This is a genomic window from Shinella sp. GW821-FHT11G07 (assembly GCF_058808115.1).
This window is the reverse complement of record NZ_JBXARJ010000015.1, coordinates 84277-105506: the sequence shown is the minus strand read 5'-3', so window position 1 is coordinate 105506 and position 21230 is coordinate 84277. Positions and strand designations below refer to the sequence as shown.

Here is a 21230-nt window from a genome sequence, read left to right as displayed (position 1 = left end):
GCCCTCTGCTCCCGGGTCCGCCTGGATTTGGCCCCTGATCACCGTCCCTACCGTCCACATGAATTTCATTCAAGCGGAGGTTAAATCTCATCATTTGCGGTCAACTTTCATTGCTTCGATAGTCCCCCGGCACTCAAACACCAGGGGAAATCAGATGCGAATTGACAGACTTTTCTACAGCGTCGTGGGCGCTTGCCTGCTCTTATCCAGTACAGCCATGGCCGATGTCGCTTTGAACGGCCGGGACGCCACGCCCGAATTGATTGTACGCGTGGCCAATGGCGAAACGGTCACGGTCGACAATGACAGCCTCGACAGGGTAGCCCGCGCCTATGCCGTGCTTCTGCAAGGCGCAAAGGAAGGACAGGAGATCTACGGCCTGACCGTCGGCGTCGGCTGGAACAAGGACCGCAAGATGGTCGATGCCACGGGTGAGCTCACGCCGGAGCTTATGGAGGCCTCGCGCGAATTCAATGAGGGTCTGCTGCGCGCCCACTCCGTTGGCGTCGGTCCCGATACGGCGCTGCCCGTCGTGCGCGCCGCCATGGCCGTACGCCTCAACAATATCCTGACGGGCGGCCCCGGCGTTCAACCCCACGTCGCCGAAATGCTGATCGCCTTCCTGAACAAGCGCATCACGCCGATCATGCCGTCGCGTGGCTCGGTCGGCCAGGCCGACATGACGCTGCTCAGTCATATCGGTCTCGCCATGCTTGGCGAGGGCGACGTCGACTACCAGGGTCGTCGCATGCCGGCCGCCGATGGCCTGAAGGCGGCCGGTATCGAACCGCTGAAGCCATTCGGCAAGGATGGCCTCGCCATCCTCAGCTCGAACGCCTATGCCGCTGGCCTCGCTGCCATTGCCATTCACGACGCCGAACAGCTGCTCTCGGCATCCCGCCTCGTCTATGCCCTCAGCCTCGAAGGGCTGAACGGCAATGTCTCTCCCCTTCTTGAAGATGTCGCCAAGCTCCGGCCCTTCCCCAGCCATCTGAGTTCGACCGCCGAGTTGCGCACCATGCTCGACGGCAGCTACCTCTGGCAGGCGGACGACAAACGTATCCTCCAGGATCCCCTGAGCTTCCGTACAGCGCCCTATCTGCTCGGTAGCTTCGCCGACAGCCTGTCGCGCACCAAGGCGCTCGTGGAAATCCAGATCAACTCTTCCGACGACAATCCGGGCATCGCGGTCGGGGCCGAGCCGAAATCGGACCTTCCGCAGGCACGGAGCGGCTATGTGGAAGGCGGCGCGGTGCTGCCAACGGCGAATTTCGAGCCGCTGCCCTGGGTCATCACCTTCGAAGAACTCGGCATCGTGCTGGCGCATCACACGACGGCGTCGTCCGAACGCGTCCTGAAGCTTAACAATCCGACCCATACGAAACTGCCGCGTTATCTCGGCACGGAAAACACGCATCATGCGTTTCTTGTGGTCGAAGCGCCCCTAATGGCTCTGGCGACGGAGAACCGGGCGCTGGCGCAGCCGACCTCGTTTGACTCCCGCCCCATTGCCGGCGGCGTCGAGGATGTCGGGACGAATGCGCCCTTCGTCATGGAGCGTGTACGGGCTCAGATCGACAACAGCTTCACCATCCTTTCCATGGAGCTGTTACATGCTGCGCAAGCGGCGGACCTGCGCCTGAAGGAACATCCGGAGCGGAAGCTGGCGACGGCAACCAAAGCCTTTCACGATGCCTTCCGTCAGAAGGTACCATTCCTGGATCTCGACCGGTCGATGACGCCAGACATCGCCGCAGGATCGGCTTTCCTGAAGGAATATACGCTGGCGAACTGAGGTCCTCCGACAGATCCCTGCGCCCACGGCTCGCAACCTGACCGTTGCGGGCCGTTTCTGTTTCGCGGCGATCAGGCCTGGCCCTGGATCCATTGCAGGAATTTGCGCATCGCCTTTTCGTTGCCGCGCCGCTCCTGGTGGACGAGATACCATCCGCCGGGCTGCATGACATCTGAGCCAAGCGGTGCCACGAGCGTGCCGGCGGCGAGATCGGCCTCGACCAGAAACTGCGGAACGACCACCATCCCCTGTCCGCTGATCGCCGCCTCGATGGCGAGCAGGTTGCTGTCGAAGAGCGGCGCGGATTTCTGCGAAACACCGGTGGCGCCGACGCTGGCCGCCCATGTCGTAGCGTCCTCGGTGGTGCCGCTGACGGCCAGGAAAGAGAAATGCTGCAGATCGTCCGGCCCCTTGATGGCCCGGGCGATCGCTGGCGAACAAACGCCGACGAGCCGCTCCCGGCGCAGCAGCGTATAGGTCAGGTTGGGCCGGTTTGGCGTCCGCGTGTAGATGAAGCCAATATCGGCGCGATCCGGGTTGAATTCCCAGTCGAGAAGGCTCGCATCGAGGTTCACAGCGACCTCGGGAAACGCCTCCTTGAAGGTCTGGAGCCTTGGTATCAGCCAGCGCACGGCGACCGTGACATAGACCTGCACCGTCAGCGAGGCTGGCGTGTTCGTCTGGCGGATGAGATCCGTGGTCAGCGCTATGCGGTCGAGCGCGTCCTGCACGACTGGAAAGTACACCGCCCCCTCCTCGCTCAACTCCACCCGCCCAGGCAGCCGCAGGAACAGCGGCGTGCCGAGATTGCGTTCCAACGAGGCGACCTGATGGCTGATGGCGGATTGCGTGACGCGAAGCTCTTCGGCCGCCGCCTTGAAGCTCAAGAGCCGCGCCGCCGCCTCGAAGGCCCGCAACGTCGTCAGGGGAGGCAAAGTGCGGCGGACCATGCTTATGAACCCACATGAATTTTACTCATGTAGACGTGATTTCTAATCGTTTGCAAGGCGCCGGTCCCGTTTTCATACTCCGGACATAATCCAAAATGGGGAACTGACATGAAACGAGATCTTCTGAAGACCACGGCGCTTGCCGTGGCCCTGGCCGGCTGTTCACTTTCCGCAACCGCCGCCTTTGCGCAGCAGGCTTGCGTGCGCGTGCTTGGCTACGAGTCCGACGGTGAAAAGCAGACCATGGACCCGGCAGCGCTCATCGGCACGGACAGCGTCTACCACATCCGCGCGGTCTACGAGCCGCTCGTCGACCGCAGCAACACCATGCAGCCGGTGCCGGCGCTTGCCGAATCCTGGGAAGCCAATGCCGATGCGACGGAATGGACGTTTCACCTCCGCAAGGGCGTGAAATTCCACGACGGCTCGGATTTCGGCGCCAAGGATGTCGTCTATTCCTATCGCCGCCTGCTGGATCCGGCGGTCTCGCCGGGCGGTTTCTCCACCCTCGCCTTCCTTGATGCAGACGGCATCACCGCCGTCGACGACCATACGGTGCGCTTCCAGGTGAAGCAGCCCGTCGTCGAACTGCCGATGCTGATCGCCACGAAATACGCGCTGATGGTTCCGGATGGCGCCAAGGCGGAGGATCTCCGCATCAAGGGCAACGGCACCGGACCGTTCCTGCAGGAAACCTTCACCATCAACGGTGCCGTGCGTGTGATGCGGCGCAATCCGACCTATTGGCGCACCGGCCTGCCCAAGGCGGAATGCCTTGAGATCACCACCAGCCTGGAGCCGACATCCCGCCTTTCCGCGCTGCTGTCGGGCACGGTCGACTTGTCGCTGACGGTCGATCCGGCGAGCCTCATTACGCTGAAAGACAATCCCGCCGTCGAACTGGCCGCGACGCCCGGCGCGACGTCGCTCTACCTCGCGGTCTGGACGGACACGCCGCCCTTCGACAACGTCAAGGTCCGCGAGGCGATGAAGCTGGTGATGGACCGCCAGAAGATCGTCGATACCGTGCTGCTCGGCTATGGCGAAGTGGGAGGGGATACGCCAATCCCGCTGTCCTCGCCGCTCGGCCTCGGCACGCCGGCAAAGACGGCGGATACCGAGAAGGCCAAAACCCTGCTGGCCGAAGCCGGCCATACGGATGGCATCGATTTCGATCTCTATACCTCGGATTCCTACCCCGGCATGATGCTGCTCGCCCAGGTCTATGCCCAGATGGCCGCGCCCGCCGGCATCCGTGTCAACGTCATCACCTCGCCAGCAGAAGGCTACTGGGACACGATCTGGCTGAAGAAACCGGCCGTGATCTCCTACACCAGCGCCCGCCCACCGGCTGAGGCCCTGACGCTGTCGCTCAACAGCAAGTCCGAGTGGAATGAAACGCACTGGAAACGCGACGATTTCGACGCGCTGGTCGTCAAGGCCGGGCAGACGGCGGATGAAAAGCAGCGCAACGATCTCTACCGTGATGCCCAGCGCATGGTTGCCGACGAGGGCGGCATGATCCTGCCGGTGTTCACCTCCGTCGTCGCCGGCCTGCGCAAGGGCTGCATCGGCTACCAGCCGAATGTCGACGTCAACCGCATCGACTACGCGAACCTGAGCTGCGGCGAGTAAACGCCCTCTCCTTACGCCCAAAAAACCCGACCCAAGACAACCGCATCCACGGGGCCTCCGCCCCGTGGAAGAGGATAGCTGCATGACCTCCTCCACCCTGACGACATTCCTCACCTGCTTCGCCGATGCGCTGGAGCGTGACACGCGATCCGTATCGCGCACGCATGCCGCGCACCTTCGCCGCCTTGCGGAACGCCTGCCGCCCGTCAAGGACGCAGTGCCGGGCCGCGTGCCGATCCAGGCCGCCTGCGAGGCGGAGCTTGCGGCAGCGCAGTCGCCGCTCGCCCAGGCGCTCGCGGCTCTCCTTCCGGCAATCCACGTCACCCGCAGCAAGAGCTACCTTGCCAAGCCACCGAGCAGCGATTTCGGCGAGAATTACGGCTATGGCGTCATCTGCGGCCCGGATGGCGGACCGCCGACGCTGATACGCGACACCGACATTGCTTTCGGCCTGATGTTCCTGGGGCCGAAGACCCACTATCCGCTGCATCACCACCCGGCTGACGAGCTCTACTACACCGTCACTGGCCCGTCCTTTTGGCGCGCCGGAGAAGCGGACTGGACCCGGCGCGGCATCGATGAAATCATCCATCACCCACCGTGGCTGCCCCATGCGACGCTTTCGGCGGAGCGGCCGCTGGTGCTTCTCTACATCTGGGAGGGCGACCTTGAAACCGATGCCGCCTTCATTCCCGATACAGTGACGGCGGATGCCGCCCTCGTTTCCGTAGGATTGGATGTGACATGAGCGTTTTTCGTCTGCTTGCCAGCCGGATCCTGTTTTCAGCGCTGACGCTGCTTCTCGTCTCGATCCTGATCTTCCTGATCCTCGAGGCGCTTCCGGGCGACGTCGCCACCCGCATTCTCGGCCGCGATGCCACCGCCAAGGCGCTGGAGATACTGCGCAGCCAGCTTCATCTCGATCAGCCCGCCCTCGTGCGCTATTTCCAGTGGCTCGGCGACTTCCTGCGCGGTGATCTCGGCGTGTCGATCGCCACCGGCCGGCCGATCGCCGACGTTCTTGGCCCCCGCATCGTCAATACGCTGCTCCTGTCGCTCTTCGCCTTCGCGATCTATCTCGTGCTGGCGCTCGTTCCGGCGATCATCCAGGCCACGAACCGTGGCAAGACCATCGACAACGTCATCTCCGTCATCACCCTGGTCCTGCTTTCACTGCCGGACTTCCTGCTCGCGACGATGCTGCTCTTCCTGTTTGCCGTCGCCGTGCCGATCCTTCCGGCGCTGGCAACGATCTCGGAGACCAGCACCTGGCAGGAGACGCTGCGCGCCATGGTTCTGCCAGCCGTGACGCTCGCCATCATGATGGCCGTCTATGCCATCCGCGTGTTGCGCGACAGCCTGATCGAGGTGCTGCGCTCGGACTATGTGCGCCTTGCCGAACTCAAGGGCCTGCGCCCGCGCGCCGTGCTGTTTCGCCATGCCCTGCCGAACGCCATCGTGCCTGCGCTCAACGTGACGGCGCTCAATCTCGGCTTCCTGATCGGCGGCGTCGTCATCGTCGAGCGGGTGTTCTCCTATCCGGGCTTCGGCACATTGCTAATCGATGCGCTGCAGCTGCGCGATATCCCGCTGATCAAGGCAACCGTGATGATCAGCGCCGCGGTCTATGTCGCCGCCAACCTCGTGGCCGACGTTCTTGCCGTCCTGCTCCAACCACGCCTGAGGACAAGCCGATGACCATGATCACGTCCACTCCTTCCCGGCGCTTGCCCCGGTTCAATGCCGTGTACTGGCGCGCCACGCCCGGTCCTTTCAAGGCCGGCGCCATCATCCTCGTCGTCCATGCGCTTTTCGCCCTCATCGGCACTTTCTGGACGCCCTATGGCTTTGCCGAAATGGGTGCCGGCCTGCCGCTGTCCGGGGCTTCGTGGCAACATCCGATGGGCCTCGACCAGATCGGCCGCGACGTCTTCAGCCGCTTCATGCACGGTGCGCACATCGTGCTCCTGCTCGCCTTTGCCGGCACGGTGCTGGGCATGGTCGCCGGCACCACGATCGGCCTGCTGTCAGGCTATATCGGCGGCTGGTTCGATGAGGTTACCCAGCGCATCGTCGAAGCGATGATCAGCATTCCCTTCCTGGCGCTTGCCCTGGTGATGATCATCGCGGCAGGCCCGGCGCTCGCCGGCGAACCCGTGCTCATCGTCTTCGTCGTCGGTCTCGTCTATGCGCCACGCATCGCCCGCATCGCACGCGCCGCAGCCATGGAGATCGCCACACGCGAATATGTTGCCGTGGCGGAACTGCGCGGCGAAGGCACCTGGTCCATCGTCTTCCGCGAGATCCTTCCCAATGCCGCCAACGTGTTGCTCGTCGAGTTCTCGCTGCGTCTCAGCTATGCGCCGATCCTCATCGGTGCACTCGGCTTCCTTGGCTTCGGCATTCGCCCGCCGACGCCGGAATGGGGCCTGATGATCAGCGAGAACCGCAACCTGCTGATCGCCTCGCCGGTGACGGTGTTCGGTCCCGGCCTCGGCCTCGCCTCCCTCGTCATCGGCTTCAACCTGTTCACCGACGGCCTGTCGCGCATGCTCGGCCAGCGGCCTGTCGCGGGAGCGTGAAAATGAAAAACCTTATCGAAGTACGCAATCTCAACATCGCCTATGGCGGAAAATCCAACTGGACCAACGTCGTCCAGGACGTTTCCTTCGACATCGCCAGGGGCGAGGCCTTCGGGCTGGTCGGGGAATCGGGCTGCGGCAAATCCACCGTCGCCTACCGCCTGCTCGGCTACGGCACGATCAACAGCCTCGTCCAAACCGGCGAGGTGCTGTTCGACGGCACCGATTTGCTGAAACTCGACGCCAGCTCGCTCACGAAGCTGCGCGGCAGCCGAATCGCCCTCGTGCCGCAGAATCCGACGACATCGCTCAGCCCCGGCATGCGCGTCGGATCGCAGATCCGCGAGATGATCGCGACGCACAAGGCGTTGCCACAGGGCATGAGCATGCAAAGCCGCATCATCGAGTTGTTCGCGCTGGTCGGCCTGCCGGATGTCGGCCACCGTTACCCACACGAACTGTCCGGCGGCCAACAACAGCGTGTGGCGATCGCCATGGCGGTTGCCTGCAATCCCGACCTGCTCGTGCTGGACGAACCGACGACCGGCCTCGACGTCACGACGCAACGCCAGATCATCCAGCTTCTCGGCGATCTTCGCACCCGCATCGGCATGGCGATGCTTTATGTCACGCATGATCTCGCATTGCTCGCCCAGATCGCCGACCGGGTGGGCGTCATGTATGCCGGCCAGCTCGTCGAGGTCGCGCCCTGCGATCAATTGCTGAAAAGCCCTGCCCATCCCTATTCGCGCGGGCTCATCGCTTCGATCCCCACCGTGGATGGGATGAACAGCCAGGCCCGCGGCCTGCGCGGCGTGCTGCGCCGCGACCAGATGTCATCAGGCTGCAAGTTCGAGCCACGCTGTGACTTCGCGACGACCGCCTGCCGCACCACGCCGCAAGTGCTCGAACCGATCGCCGGCACGCGCTTCGTCGCCTGCATGAAATGGCGGGAGACAAATGTACCGCAAACGCCAACCGGCGCGCCAGCATGCCAGGCCAAGGCCCAGGTTAAACCGGAACGCCTGCTTTCGATTGTCGACCTCGACCTCTCCTATCGAAAGCCGGGTCTTTTCGACAAACTTCTTGGCAAAACGAGCCCCTCCGTCGTGCGCGACATCGAACTTGAGCTTCGTTCTGGCGAGGTGGTTGCGCTCGTCGGCGAGTCCGGCAGCGGCAAGTCGACGATCGCCCGGGCGATCAGCGGCCGTTTGCCGCCCCGCAGCGGTCTGATCAGCCTTGCGGGTGGCGTGCTCGCCCCGACGCTGAAAAGCCGCTCGGTCGAGCAGTTGCGGCAGATCCAGTACATCTTCCAGAATCCGGACGCCTCGCTGAACCCTCGCCGCCGCATCCGGACAATTCTTGAACGCCCGCTCGACCATTTCGAAATCGAAACGGACGAAAAGGCCCTCGAAAGCGTGCTTGAGAAAGTCGGCCTCCACGCAGGTTATCTCGACCGGTTCCCGGAACAGCTTTCCGGCGGCGAGCGCCAGCGCATTGCCATCGCCCGCGCCTTGCTGGTCAATCCCAAGCTCTTGATCTGCGATGAAATCCTGTCGGCGCTCGACGTCTCGGTGCAGGCAAGGATCGTCGAACTGCTACGCTCCCTGAAGGAAAAACACGCCGTCGCCATGCTGTTCATCTCGCACGACCTCGCCGTCGTACAACAGCTCGCCGACCGGGTGGCGGTGCTCTACCGCGGGGAATTGATGCAACTCGCAGAGACCGACACGCTGCTGATCACCCCTCTCCATCCCTATACCGAAATGCTGCTGGAAGCCGCACCCGGTCTCAGCAAAGACCACTATGTTTCACGCGCGCCGGCTATGCCGGGTTCGACAGCGGTGCCAGGTATTGGTTGCCCACTCGCCGGCCGCTGTCCTCGCCAGGTCGGCAGTCTCTGCGCGGAGATGCGGCCACCGGTTCAGATGACGAGCAACGGGTTCATCCGCTGCCACGTACCTGCCGAAGGGCTGGCAACCGCCGTCCGCCTGCCCGAAGCGACAGTGAGCATTCCGCACAAATGCAATCAATCCGGGGCTGAAACACGAGCGGTGCAAAATTGAAGGTCGCCGTTATCAATCAAAGCCGGGATCGATCGGTGTCAGCGCGTCGGCATCGGCTGATGCCCAGCATGATCACACATCACTCCGCCACGGCGCATTCTGCATCATGACCTGCTTGGATCCCTGCGCAACGAAGCCGTAGGGGAGATCGCGGCACGCAGACCAGGATTGATCGCAACGGCCGCGACGACTGCTACGACACCTATCGCGCCTGACGCCTGATCCGCGTCCTGCCAGCCGAGGGCTTTCTGGGGATTGGCGCAGCCATCGGTAACCACCTGAGTGCCTTGGCGTCGGCGGATGTTTTCCGGCTCGGTGGAACGATTGTTGGCACGCAAGCCTTTCAGAACTCGGCGTCCGCTTCGCGTTCGACCAGACGGCCCAAACCCGCGACATCGGCATCGCAAGCTTCGAGTGTCTCTCGATCACCCTTGAAGACACCGTGCGGACGCCCTCTGATAATGCAGTTTACGGATTTTTCGAATTTATCGGCATCGTCCGCCGTCCCCCATCCGTCGGCATCCTTAAGCGAAATCATTTCAGGCAGACCATGAAATTTCCCACGATCAAGCTTCCCGCCCGCCCCCTTTCCTTGAAGCGCGGGGTTATCTCGACGCCGCTAGCCTACTACTTCTCCACGCCGATCCTGTTGGTGATTGCCGTCTTCATGGTGGTAACGGAGGGTCCGGGCATTCTGCGCGACTACACCATCAATCAAAATCCACTCGTCATCGAAAACGGCACCATCAACGGCAATTGCACGACGCGGAAAGCCATCTTCACCACTTGCGAGGTCGATCTCTCCTACGAGCATGGCGGCCAGCGGTATGATAAGAACGTCGAGGTCATGTTCGTCGACTTTCACACCGGAGACTACGAGACCGGCCTTGTGATTTCGACGGACCGGCCGGATCTCGCGACGATCACGCTCGGGCTCGATATGCTGTGGAACAGGATCATCACGCTGGCCGCATTTGCCCTTCTGCTTGGCGGCGGGGCCTTGGCCATGATGTTCCTGGCTTTGCGCATCCTGCGCGTACGCAGCCAATTGCGGCATCCCGCGCCCCTCACCGTCATTCCGGTCGAGATCACCGGAAGCGACAGGAAGCGCAATCGTCTGGCCGTTACCTATGCCGACAGGCTAAGCGAGCGGAAGACAAAACGGCTCGCCTTCACCCGTTTTGCGGCTGGAGAGGAGCCGATCATCATCGGGGACGCCGGAAGCAACGCAGTCGCGTTGGCCGTCTGGCACGGCAACACCGCCCTGCCCGTCCTACTCGATGACCGGCTGGAGCGGATCGAGATGTCCGAGCAGGAGCGTGCGGACGCACTCGCGCCGCTTTATGCAGCGAGCACGCCGGCCGGTGGACAGGCGGCGCCATCCCGTGCCCCGGCGAAGAAGGGGCTGTCATTGGTCCGACGGCTGAGCCTGTTCCTCGTTGTCGTGCTGCTCATCGTCGGGGGCATTTTCGGCTATTGGCTCTGGTACGTGACCAGCGCGTCTTCCCAGTTCAATTCACCGGGAATGGACATCAACAACATGCTGCCCGAGGCGCTCAACCGATGGGGCTGCGGTCAACTGCAAAAGCGCTTCGCCGATGGCCCGGCACCCTTTGGATGCACGGCCGCTGATTATCGCAGCTGGAAAGAATGAAGCGATAGCTGACCGGACCGGCCTTGTGGTCAATGGCGCTCGCTCCAAGCTGGCTCAATCCTCGGCAGGCATCGCCTTCATGAAATCGATGACAGTGCGAAGCGGCGCACGCACCAGCCGGCATCTGGAACAATAGAGGAATGGACCGGAGAAGCGTCGCCAACAAGGTCCACAGCACGGGAACCAGCGCGCCGCTCCGGAAATAGGGTTCAGCCAGCCCTCGAAGAGCGACACGATGCCGGCTCTGTCGATGGCGGCAAGGACGCTGAGGTTCGAGCCGCCGCCGGCATGCACGACGAACGAGCCCGGAGGTTTGGCCCGCAACACCTCGCCATCGCGTTCAAATTTCCAGGGCGCGATGAACCGGCCAGCATAGCGGGTTCGGATGCAGGCAAGCGACAGCAGGTCCCGGGTGCTCAGGCCGGCCGCGCAGTCTTCGGGCGTGATCGAGTGCCGGGGCAACAAGATCGTCCCTACCCACGAGACGGAGGCGCTCTCGATTGACGTGCAGCCTTCGCGACGGATTTAGGTCACATCGATCTCACCGGCACAAACCGTGGAGGTTCATGCGCAGAACTCTCGCGGGCTGACCCCGATAGTATGTCGAAACATGTAACTAAACGCGCTTGAGGACTCGTATCCCATGTCGAACGCTACTGACGTGACCTTCTCACCTGCGGCCAATCGTGAAACAGCATGAAGGATACGAGCATGTCGTAACCACCGAGAAGGGGTCATTCCAGTTTCGGTGACGAACAGTCGCTCAAGCGTCTTCCGGCTGGCAGCGGCATCCGCAAGCCACGCACCGACCGACGTTATTGATCCTGGATTTGCCAAGGCTGCCTCAGCGAAACCGTGAATTCGCTTGTCTTGCGGTAGTGCGATTGAAAGCGGCACGTCTCTGGCGGCACCAATCTCATGACGAAGAAGATCGTGAAGAGCATCCGTGTGGCGCTTCGTTCGGCTGGATGAGGTTTCGGGCAAGGTCGCCGACATCAGGGTGTTCAGAAGTGGCGCCATACGCATTATGCGGGGACTCATTCCCAGATAGCCTGCCTCTTCGCGATTCACATCGACGTAGAGCATCTCGTTGCTCGATGCATAGCGAAGCCAATGGTCCGAATCCGGTGGAATCCAGACCGCCATCGCCGGGCTCAACAAAAGGACGCGGTTCGGTGTGCCAACATACATAGAACCATAAGACGCCGAGATGAGTTGCCCGAATTCGTGGGTATGCCAGCCATTATTCTCGCTGGCTAGCTGAGCAATCCTCTCCCCGAGATACCGGGGCCGCGTCGTCGCTCGCACCTCTGGCGCGGCGCGCTCTGTCCTGATCATGGATTGACGAATTCTCGACATAACTTATCCAACCATCGACAGACAGACATAGCGACATCCACTAGAGGATTCAAGAAACCCGGACAGACAACACAAATAGCCAGGCAACGTCATGATGATCGCGAGAACGCCAGAGGCCGAAGCTCCAGATTGGGCCGCCATCGTCATTGTTATTCTCAGCGTAACCGCCTTTGCGATAGCCCAGGGTCTCACCTTCCCGCTTATCTCGCTCATGCTGCAAAACAGGGGCGCCACCGGAAGCCTGATCGGTCTCAATGCGGCGGGTTACGCCGTGGGTGCCGCAACAGCCGTGCTGATGATCGACAAGCTTACCGCCCGCTTTCGCGGTGATCACGTGATTATCGCAGCCCTGTTTGGCTGTTCTCTATCCTTGGCGGCGTTTGTCCTGACCAATTATCTCCCTGTCTGGTTCATCGCGCGCTTCGTGATCGGGTTCTGTGCCAGCCTGATCTCCATTCTGACTGGCGCATGGCTCAACACAGCAAGCCCTGACCGCATCCGTGGGCGCATCTCCGGGTTTTACGGAGCGGGAATGTGCGCGGGCTTCGCAGCGGGACCGCTGGCTATTCCATTTCTGGGCACCGAGAACGGCTTCGCTTTTGCCCTCGTCGCCCTTTATGTCGCGCTGATCGGCGTCGCCAGCATGGCCGTCAGCGACAGAACGCGCACACTGCCGCAAAGCGCACCCTCGGGCGCATTGGTCTGCTTCGTACGGGCGGCACCAGTGCTGGTTTTAATGGAATTTGCCTTCGGCTTTGCCGACATTGCCGCGATCTCAGGCATGACCGTCTACTTTGTCAGGGTCGGCCATTCTGAAGCGTTTGCCGCCTACGCGATCATCGTCTTGTCGTTGCCAACGGCTCTAGCGCAACCGTTGGTCGGGTGGCTGCTCGATAAAACCTCACGCACAGGGGTCGTCGTCGGCTGTGGCCTTATGGGTGCGGCCGCGTTCTTGTCGATTCCATTCCTGCATTCCGAAGTTGCCATACTGATCACATTCGCGATGATCGGCGTCGCGACTTTCGCCTTAAGCACCTGCGCCCTGACAATCCTGGGCGAGCGTTTCGAGGGCGGCATGCTGGTTGCCGGTACTGCAAGCTTTTCCCTCGCTTACTCCGCAGGGAGCTTTATGGGCTCTACGGCTACTGGCATTGCCATGGACGTCATATCGCCCGCTGCGGTGCCTGTAAGTGTTGGCCTATTCCTTCTGATCTTCGCGGGGATTGTCGTTCTCAGGCGACCGTAAGCGCATGAACTTGTCGTGTGCGCTTTCATCGCAAAAAGCTGTTCCCCCAGTCTTCGGTGCCATTGCAGCCAATGGCTGCTTGGGGATCTGGGATCGAAACCTGCGAACAACCGTTTTGTCGAGATTCTTGCGACTTTGTCGCCGACAAGATCACAGAGGCGCTCCATGTCTTCGTCGAGCCGCACGGCACATCTCCGCCCACCCCTCCTTCATCCCCGAATAAAAGCTGTCGAGCGTGTACCGGTGGATGTTGCGCATGACATGGACCGTCAGCATTTCGGTCCAGTCCTCGAGAGTTTCACCCTCGGGGATCATCTCCATCATCGTGCCGATGTCGTTGTTGATATGAAACACTATCTTGTAGCCGTGTGGGGTTTTGGAAAGCATGTTCGCACGTTGCGGTCCGGCCGGCCGCAATCGCTCCGTTTCATGCCTTCGAATCCGAAAGAACCGCAAATGACAGTCGGCATGCCGTTTCCAATTTAAAGATAAGAACCGGAGTTTGGCGCCCTGAGCGCTCGAATACCTCTCCCTCCAGGTCATCGAACGGTTTCGGTGGTCGCTCGATTTTGAGAAGAGAGGACTTTTCCATGAGCAAAGAAGAAGACAACAAGGCCGTCGTCGTTCGCTGGTTCACCGAATTCTGGGGCAAGGATGTCAATCTTGCCGTTGTGGATGAGATCGCAGCGCCCGACATGCTCCTGCAGTACTCCCTGCACGAACCGCGCCGTGGCCGCGAGGACATCAAGGCCTTCATGTCCGATTTCCGCGCCGCGTTCCCCGACCTCAACTTCTGGGTCACCGCTGACCTGATCGCCGAGGGCGACTATGTCGTCGGTCAGTGGGAAGGCGGCGGCACCCATACTGGCACGGGCTGGAACGATCTCCTGCCCGGCTACAAAGCCCTTCCCGCCGCGACCGGACGCAAGATGCACTTCACCGGCAAGACGGTGCTGAAGGTGTTCGACGGCATGATCGTCGAGGAACATGGCCTCGACGACGGCCTGACGGCGATGATGCAGCTTGGGCTAATCCAGAGGACCTGATCCCGTGGGCTCGCCTGACTTGGCACCTCTCTCTACCAGGAGGTGCGAGGCTCGCACAGTTCCGTGCGAGCCTCATCTATCTTTGCCTCAAACCGAAGCGGGCCCTTTTGCAGCTTGCGCAAGAACCGGGTGGTTTTTGTTTGATTGGAGAGCAAGGATCGGAGTGTGGCCAAAAGAGACCGGAAGCACGATCGCGCCAGAACACATTCGAGTGAAAGACAATGGCAATGAACATCCAGCTTGCATCAATGCGACGTGCCGCGCTCCCTCCCGTGACGGACGACCCCCGTTGGGGGCGCATCGTCACCCGCGACAAGTCTGCGGACGGTCGGCTTTGGTATTCTGTCTCGACGACCGGCGTCTATTGCCGGCCCTCGTGCCCGTCACGCACGGCGAACCCGAAGAACGTCGCCTTGCACGACACGATTGAAAGCGCACGGGCAACCGGCTTCCGCCCCTGCCGGCGTTGCAACCCCGACGGTCCGTCGCTCGAATGCGAGAATGCCGCGCTGGTCGCCAAGGCTTGCCGCTACATCGAGGAGAGTGAGGAGGAACCGTCGCTGGAAGATTTGGCGGCGACCGTCGATCGTAGCACGAGCTATTTCCATCGCATGTTCAAAGCGTCGACGGGGCTCACTCCGAAGGCCTATGCCGCCGGTCACCGCGCGAAAAAGGTGCGCGAGGGCCTCGAAACCGGCACGAGCATCACCGAAGCGATGTACGACGCCGGCTTCAATTCAAGTGGCCGCTTCTATGAGAAATCAAATGGCATGCTCGGCATGACGCCGACGCAATATCGTGAGGGCGGCGCCAATGAGGACATCAAGTTCGCGGTCGGCCAGTCCAATCTCGGTGCGATCCTCGTGGCATCCAGCACGAGGGGCGTCGCCTCGATCCTTCTCGGCGACGATCCGGATGCGCTGGTTCGTGACCTCCAGGATCATTTTCCGAAGGCGCGCCTGATCGGCATGGATCGCGATTACGAGGCGCTGATCGCTCGGGTCTGCGGTTTCGTCGAAAATCCCGGCGTCGGCCTCGATCTGCCGCTCGACGTGCGCGGCACGGCGTTCCAGCGCCGCGTGTGGCAGGCCCTGCAGGAAATTCCCCCCGGAGGGCGTGTATCCTATTCAGAAATCGCCCACCGCATCGGAGCGCCGAGCGCTACGCGGGCCGTCGCTGGTGCATGCGCCGCAAACAATATCGCGGTTGCTATCCCTTGCCATCGTGTGGTGCGCAACGATGGGGTACTTTCCGGTTACGCCTGGGGCGTCGACCGCAAGCGCGCGCTCCTCGACCGCGAAGCGCTCCAGAGCGCATGAAGCCGTCGCCTGAAAGAAAATATGGATCCCTTTACACGCTATGACGAGCCCGTTGCCTTCCTCTCTGGCCATGACGACGACTGGGCGAGATTGATCGAAACGGTCGGCCCTTGCCGGCACGATCCCAAGGCAGCACGCGAACCCTACGAGGCGCTCGTTCGAGCGATCGCCTATCAGCAACTGACAGCCAAGGCTGGCGACGCCATCACCGGTCGCCTCAAGGGGCTGTTCGAGGGGCGCGATTTCCCTACACCGGAGGATCTCGTCGCGGCCGATTTCGACCCGCTGCGGACCTGCGGCTTCTCGGCAAGCAAGATCGCCACCATCAAGGCGATTGCAAGCGGGACGTTGGCTGGCCTGATCCCCACCCGCGACATCGCGGCCACCATGGACGACGAAGCGCTGATCGAGCGCATGGTCACCATCAAGGGCATTGGCCGTTGGACCGTCGAGATGCTGCTGATGTACTCGCTGGAGCGGATGGACATCCTGCCCGTCGACGATTTCGGCGTTCGCGAAGGCTATCGCGTATTGAAATCGCTACCCGAGCAGCCGAAGCCAAGGCAATTGCGCGAGATCTCAAAGGTCTGGTCACCCCATCGCACAGTGGCGGCCTGGTACTTGTGGCGCGTTCCCCGCGAGCGCGGAAACGTGTTGAAGTAGGACGGCGACATGTTGCTTCAAAACTGCGTCACGCCATCGGCGAAATCATGGCGATCATCCACGATCCTGCAACGAAGGCATTGTTGGGCAGGCGCTGGGCGACGCGGACTTGGCTCGTCTGCCACACAAGGGGCGGCGGCGACAACTGATGGTGGGGCCGTCGCGCAAGAAAAGGCGCTCCCCTCCGCCGCACATATGGACCGCGTGCTCCACGCCGAGCGCCTCAATCACGGTCCCAAGCATCTGCATCCCCTCGCTCTCCTCCTTGAGGTCCTGCCGGAGGGTGCGGTCGTCGCGCCTGTGGCGGGCCTTACACCTTGAGTGGCGATCTCGCACATCGCTGGACCACGGAGGGCTATGCGAGGCCCGAAATTCTCCATGACGCGGATTGGCGCTGACGGTTGTGGCGCTCATTGCGGGCTACCGGCCTGTGCTCCACCCTTCGATCAACACGACAATCGATAGGCGAAATGATGCCCGATCTGTTTGACGCACTCGGGCCGGTCGAACCGGCAACCGAAATCATGGCAGACGGCGCGATGCTGCTGCGCGGCGCGGCACTGTCCTATGAAACGGACCTGCTCGTAGCGCTCGGCGACATCACCGCGCAATCCCCTTTCCGGCATATGGTGACGCCTAGCGGGTTCACCATGTCAGTGGCGATGACGAATTGCGGTGCCGCCGGCTGGGTCACGGATCGCAGCGGCTATCGCTACGATCGCAACGATCCGGAGACAGGCTGTCCCTGGCCAGCAATGCCGGAATGCTTCCTAAAGCTGGCGGTTGAGGCGGCGACGCGAACAGGCTATCCGGATTTCCGTCCCGACTCCTGTCTGATCAACCGCTACTAACCCGGCACGTGACTTCGCCAATCCAATCGTCTCCGTCTCGCTCGGCCTGCCGGCGACCTTCCAGTTCGACGGCCTGAAGCGGAACGATCCCGTGAAGAAACATGCGTTGCGGCATGGGGACGTGGCAGTCTGGGGCGGCCTATCGCGGCTTTTCTATCATGGGTGCCGGAATTGAAGGACGGCCTCCATGACACCGCCGGACGAATGCGGATCAATCTCACCTTCCGGGGCGCTCTATAGCGCCCCGATCTCCTTTCAGTTTGATGACAACAATCGGAGTGCCGCTCGAACCGCCTTGTGGCCAAGTATTGCCCATCGGAAAGGAAACCCACACTCATGTTTTCGCGGGGCGGATACGATGCCAAGACGCTCCGGCGCAAACGGCGCGGGCGCGCAGCCATCGACATGCTTGTAGGCCGCGCCGACGGCAATTCCGGAAAGGCGCTCGTGATGACGCATATCGGTCAACTTGTAACCGCCGGCTATACCGAACTCGTCATGCGCGGCAATGGAGAGGTCGAAGTCCGCTTCATCTCAGGCGAGATTTATCTTCTCGCGGAAACCAACATCCTCAGGCTCGCCTGATCCGCCGGTCGGTGGAAGTACCGCGTCTACTCGATCCACATTGGAGATTTTCGCCAGAGAGCCGGACGCACAAACGCCCGGCTCTCCGCATTTCCCATCGGCTCCGAGAACAAACTTCAATTTGAAAACAAGGATCGGAGTTCGGCGGCACGGCGAAGGACATAGGGTCGATCATGAAGATGGAACAAGGAGATACGACGATGAACCGCATGATCAAAACCGGTATGCTGCAGCCGAATTCGCTGGCAAACGTCACGCCGACAACTGCCGATGTTCTTTCCTACGCGATCGCCGACTGCGAACTCGGCAAGGTGCTAGTTGCGCGCAGCGCAAAGGGTGTCTGCTCGATCCTGCTCGGTGACGATGCCAAGGCGCTGGCGGCGGACCTTGCCGGCCGCTTCCCGCAGTCAATGCTCGTTCCAAGCGAAGCCATGGTGAAGGGCGATGTCGCAATGGTCCTGCGCTATATCGCGAAGCCCTCCGGCGGCCTCCAACTGACACTCGACATGCGCGGTACACCGTTCCAGCGCCGTGTCTGGGAGAAGCTGAGGGCCATCGCTGCCGGCCGCACGGCGACCTATACGGAACTCGCCCACTGGGTGAGCCCGCTTTCTCACCCGCGCCCCGTTGCCACCGCCTGCGCCGCCAATCCAATCGCCCTGGCCATTCCGTGCCACCGTGTCGTGCGCAGCAACGGCGACCTGGTCGGCTATCGTTGGGGCCTCCAGCGCAAGCGCGCCCTCATCGAGAAGGAAGCCACGGCATGAACAAGACGGCGATCAGCATGGCCCCGACCTCCGCGGAGGCCCGGATTGCCGCCTATGACTGGAAGGCACTAGCTGGCGAACTCGACGGCTTCGGCTGCGCCGTCCTTCCCGGCCTTCTCACACCCGAGGAATGCAGCAACATCGCGTCGCTCTACCCCGACCAAAGCCATTTCCGCAGCCATATCATCATGGCACGGCACGGGTTCGGGAAGGGCGAATATCGCTACTTCAGATATCTGCTGCCCGATCTCATCGCCGGCATTCGTACGGCGCTCTATCCGCGTCTTGCCAGTGTTGCCAATGTCTGGAGCGAGCGCATGGGGCTGGAGCAACGGTTCCCCGGCGAGCACGCCCTCTTCCTGCAGCAATGCCATGCCGCCGGCCAGACCCGGCCTACGCCACTCCTGCTGCAATACGTCCCCGGCGACTTCAACTGTCTTCACCAGGATCTCTACGGTGACCTAGCATTCCCGATCCAGGTGGCGATCCTGCTGTCCGAACCGGATCGGGATTTCACCGGCGGCGAATTCGCGCTGACCGAACAGCGCCCGCGTATGCAAAGCCGCGTCGAGGTCGTGCCGCTTCGCCAGGGCGACGCCGTCGCCTTCGCCGTCCATAACCGCCCCGTTCAGGGAACGAAGGGGAATTACCGTGTGAACCTGCGCCACGGCGTCAGCCGTGTCCGCTCCGGCCTCCGCCATACCGTCGGAATCATTTTCCACGACGCGCGGTGACCATGCACTGCCGGCGCCAAGATCAATGTGGCGCCGAACACCAGAATTCCGCCAACTGCTGCGATCCACGATTTCGAGGGCCGTCGCAACTACCAGCCGGGATAGAGTGCGTAGAGCCAGGCCCAATCCTCGAACGCGCCGTCATCGCGCATGCAATCAATCGCGTCGGCGGCGTGCCAGGTGCAAGGCACGCGCCGCAGCCAGACATTGTCTTTCCCTGCCCGATAGAGCCAAACGATGGAAGCTGCCATTATCTGCCTGACATCAGACATCGCGCGATAGTCGGCCCGCCATCGCTCCATACCGGACGGGTCCACCGCATCCCGATGATAGTCGTAGCCCGTAGGCCGGATCGCATGATGATAGGGCGCATGCCCATCATCGCAGAGCAAAGCCCCCACGTCATAAAGGTCGACCACATGGCGCAAATGGCGGTCGAACCGCGATGTGCCCTGACCTGACCGCAGAAGATCAACCCCCAGCATGTCCGAAAGCCAGCCGATATCGTCCTCATCCAGCTCAAGCCGCGCCTCGACCAACCACATCAACCTATAGTTTGGGAATTGATCGCTGGCCGCATCCACGGAATCGATCGACAGCCTGATGGCCTGAAGCGGCTCAGCCATGGGAACATCCGGCATCTCATCTCTCCTTGGCGCGCTGTTCGCGCGCCAGAACCACCCGCTTGCGGCGAACGCCCCATCGATAGCGGGAAATCGAGCCATCCTTCTTGATGACGCGATGGCACGGCACGATTACGGCGATTGGATTGTTGGCGATCGCAGCCGTCACGTCCCGCGGATCGCGCGAGCCGAGCTTAGCCGTAAGCGCCCCGTAGTTCGTGGTCAGGCCGGCGGGAATTTCGCGCAACATGTGCCAGACCTGAACCTCGTACGGCGTCCCACGCAGATCGAGCGGCAGATCGCAAACCTTCACGGGATCCTCAAGCGCGCCCACCACGACGTCGATCACTCTGGCAAGTTCCTCATGGTCGGGCTCGAATGCGGCTTCAGAAAAACGAGTGCGCAGCGCGTCTTCCATCGCGATATGCATCGCGCTGAACTCGAGCGCCACGACCCCCTTGGCCGACACGGCAACGATGAAGTCGCCAAGAAAGCTGTTGCCCCACGCAAATCGAATAGTTTCACACATCGTCCTGACCTTCCTCGTTCGTTGTAATGCGAGCTTAGAAGCTGATGCGCTGCGCGGCCCTCCGGTCCTTGCTTCCAAATCGAATACTGATCCTCGGCGTCTCTTTCGGTGCAAACACCTGTTTTCGATTTGAAAGCAGTATTCGGAGCGCATGCGCCCGAGCAGCGGCCGTATCGTCGGTGGCAAAGGCCCGACGGAGTGCAAATGGACATCCCTGATATCTACGATCCGCAGGAGCTTGCTCGCCGGCAGCAGATGGCGGTTGCACGCCGCTAGCGCGAGCGCGCGCGCCTGACACTGCTTGCGCAACTCATTGACGCACAACGGCGCGCGGACGAGTTGGAGCGCTGGATCAACGCCTATACCCGTCCAGCGGGCGATAATTCGCATCCCGACTTGAGGCGGATGGTCGAATGGGCAATCACTCAGCTCGATGACCTCGAACGCGTCCTCGATGCGAAACAGATCTCCGAGACATTGCAGGCGTGGGACCTCTTCCCGGTCGCCGACCCACTCGATGATCGGAAGGGCAAGGTCCCACGTCATCGTATCTGGAGCCGCTCCATGGCGCAGAGGCACATCAATGCGGTTTGAAAAGACAACCGTCAAATCGGAAGGGAGCCACATGTCGTGATGACATTGTTACATGGTTTGCAAGCCATCGCCGCTCAGCGCGGTGATGGCTTGCGCTCGGAGCAAATAGCTACACCGTCGCCTATCTGGGCGAACGTCAAGGAGAACATGCGTGCTACGCCTGCGCAGGGCGACATCCAATGGGATAAGCAGTGCACGCCACCCACAGCAGCGATCGTTCCGCTTCGAACAC

Annotated in this window: 19 protein-coding genes and 2 pseudogenes; 15 read left to right on the top strand and 6 right to left on the bottom strand. The window is 61.7% G+C overall.

The window, feature by feature from the left end:
* The first annotated feature begins 154 nt into the window (after positions 1 to 154).
* Positions 155 to 1795, top strand: a complete 1641-nt coding sequence (locus AC1RT2_RS25280) for an HAL/PAL/TAL family ammonia-lyase (protein WP_493106383.1) — start codon at positions 155 to 157, stop codon at positions 1793 to 1795.
* A gap of 71 nt (positions 1796 to 1866) precedes the next feature.
* Here the strand turns inward: AC1RT2_RS25280 and AC1RT2_RS25275 are convergent, their stop codons facing one another.
* Complete coding sequence (locus tag AC1RT2_RS25275; RefSeq protein ID WP_493106381.1) at positions 1867 to 2745, bottom strand: LysR substrate-binding domain-containing protein; 879 nt, start codon at positions 2743 to 2745, stop codon at positions 1867 to 1869.
* A 108-nt stretch (positions 2746 to 2853) separates the two neighbouring features.
* Here AC1RT2_RS25275 and AC1RT2_RS25270 point away from each other — a divergent pair.
* The 6 genes and pseudogenes from AC1RT2_RS25270 to AC1RT2_RS25245 form a co-directional block, all read left to right on the top strand.
* A pseudogene (locus tag AC1RT2_RS25270) lies at positions 2854 to 4083 on the top strand (ABC transporter substrate-binding protein); the annotation flags it as partial.
* 379 nt (positions 4084 to 4462) lie between these two features.
* A complete protein-coding gene (locus AC1RT2_RS25265; protein ID WP_493106379.1) occupies positions 4463 to 5128 on the top strand; it encodes a dimethylsulfonioproprionate lyase family protein in 666 nt (221 codons plus the stop codon).
* Complete coding sequence (locus AC1RT2_RS25260) at positions 5125 to 6078, top strand: ABC transporter permease (RefSeq protein WP_493106377.1); 954 nt, start codon at positions 5125 to 5127, stop codon at positions 6076 to 6078. The genes AC1RT2_RS25265 and AC1RT2_RS25260 overlap by 4 nt, the downstream gene beginning before the upstream one ends.
* A complete protein-coding gene (locus AC1RT2_RS25255) occupies positions 6075 to 6962 on the top strand; it encodes an ABC transporter permease (RefSeq protein ID WP_493106375.1) in 888 nt (295 codons plus the stop codon). Before AC1RT2_RS25260 ends, AC1RT2_RS25255 begins: the two co-directional genes overlap by 4 nt.
* A 2-nt stretch (positions 6963 to 6964) precedes the next feature.
* Positions 6965 to 9028, top strand: a complete 2064-nt coding sequence (locus AC1RT2_RS25250; protein ID WP_493106373.1) for an ABC transporter ATP-binding protein — start codon at positions 6965 to 6967, stop codon at positions 9026 to 9028.
* Positions 9029 to 9578: 550 nt separating this feature from the next.
* Entirely contained in the window at positions 9579 to 10682 is a 1104-nt protein-coding gene (locus tag AC1RT2_RS25245; RefSeq protein ID WP_493106371.1) for a hypothetical protein, read from the top strand.
* A gap of 54 nt (positions 10683 to 10736) precedes the next feature.
* Here the strand turns inward: AC1RT2_RS25245 and AC1RT2_RS25240 are convergent, their stop codons facing one another.
* Positions 10737 to 11147: a type 2 periplasmic-binding domain-containing protein gene (locus AC1RT2_RS25240; protein ID WP_493106369.1), complete on the bottom strand. Its 411-nt coding sequence runs from the start codon at positions 11145 to 11147 to the stop codon at positions 10737 to 10739.
* A 99-nt stretch (positions 11148 to 11246) separates the two neighbouring features.
* Positions 11247 to 12041, bottom strand: coding sequence for an AraC family transcriptional regulator (locus AC1RT2_RS25235; RefSeq protein WP_493106367.1), 795 nt, complete (start codon positions 12039 to 12041; stop codon positions 11247 to 11249).
* A gap of 91 nt (positions 12042 to 12132) precedes the next feature.
* On the opposite strand from AC1RT2_RS25235, the gene AC1RT2_RS25230 reads away from it, so the two are divergent.
* The gene (locus tag AC1RT2_RS25230; RefSeq protein ID WP_493106365.1) at positions 12133 to 13287 is read left to right on the top strand and encodes an MFS transporter; all 1155 of its coding nucleotides are present in this window, start codon (positions 12133 to 12135) and stop codon (positions 13285 to 13287) included.
* 150 nt (positions 13288 to 13437) lie between these two features.
* On the opposite strand, the gene AC1RT2_RS25225 is transcribed toward AC1RT2_RS25230, so the two are convergent.
* The gene (locus AC1RT2_RS25225; RefSeq protein ID WP_493106363.1) at positions 13438 to 13674 is read right to left on the bottom strand and encodes a hypothetical protein; all 237 of its coding nucleotides are present in this window, start codon (positions 13672 to 13674) and stop codon (positions 13438 to 13440) included.
* Between the two features lie 203 nt (positions 13675 to 13877).
* Between AC1RT2_RS25225 and AC1RT2_RS25220 the strand changes: the two genes are divergently transcribed.
* From AC1RT2_RS25220 to AC1RT2_RS25190, 7 genes and pseudogenes are all read left to right on the top strand, one after another.
* Entirely contained in the window at positions 13878 to 14333 is a 456-nt protein-coding gene (locus AC1RT2_RS25220) for an ester cyclase (protein WP_493106361.1), read from the top strand.
* 227 nt (positions 14334 to 14560) lie between these two features.
* The gene (gene ada / locus AC1RT2_RS25215; RefSeq protein ID WP_493106359.1) at positions 14561 to 15652 is read left to right on the top strand and encodes a bifunctional DNA-binding transcriptional regulator/O6-methylguanine-DNA methyltransferase Ada; all 1092 of its coding nucleotides are present in this window, start codon (positions 14561 to 14563) and stop codon (positions 15650 to 15652) included.
* 21 nt (positions 15653 to 15673) lie between these two features.
* Complete coding sequence (locus AC1RT2_RS25210; RefSeq protein WP_493106357.1) at positions 15674 to 16315, top strand: DNA-3-methyladenine glycosylase family protein; 642 nt, start codon at positions 15674 to 15676, stop codon at positions 16313 to 16315.
* Between the two features lie 473 nt (positions 16316 to 16788).
* Positions 16789 to 17406 (top strand): annotated as a pseudogene (gene alkB, locus AC1RT2_RS25205) (DNA oxidative demethylase AlkB).
* A 96-nt stretch (positions 17407 to 17502) separates the two neighbouring features.
* Positions 17503 to 17751, top strand: coding sequence for a hypothetical protein (locus tag AC1RT2_RS25200; protein ID WP_493106355.1), 249 nt, complete (start codon positions 17503 to 17505; stop codon positions 17749 to 17751).
* Between the two features lie 200 nt (positions 17752 to 17951).
* On the top strand, positions 17952 to 18518 hold the full coding sequence (locus AC1RT2_RS25195; protein WP_493106353.1) for a methylated-DNA--[protein]-cysteine S-methyltransferase: 567 nt from the start codon (positions 17952 to 17954) through the stop codon (positions 18516 to 18518).
* The gene (locus tag AC1RT2_RS25190; protein WP_493106351.1) at positions 18515 to 19252 is read left to right on the top strand and encodes a 2OG-Fe(II) oxygenase; all 738 of its coding nucleotides are present in this window, start codon (positions 18515 to 18517) and stop codon (positions 19250 to 19252) included. Before AC1RT2_RS25195 ends, AC1RT2_RS25190 begins: the two co-directional genes overlap by 4 nt.
* Positions 19253 to 19341: 89 nt before the next feature.
* Here AC1RT2_RS25190 and AC1RT2_RS25185 read toward each other — a convergent pair whose 3' ends face one another.
* Entirely contained in the window at positions 19342 to 19893 is a 552-nt protein-coding gene (locus tag AC1RT2_RS25185) for a hypothetical protein (protein WP_493106349.1), read from the bottom strand.
* 1 nt (position 19894) lies between these two features.
* Positions 19895 to 20950, bottom strand: a complete 1056-nt coding sequence (locus tag AC1RT2_RS25180; RefSeq protein ID WP_493106347.1) for a methylated-DNA--[protein]-cysteine S-methyltransferase — start codon at positions 20948 to 20950, stop codon at positions 19895 to 19897.
* Positions 20951 to 21230: the final 280 nt, after the last annotated feature.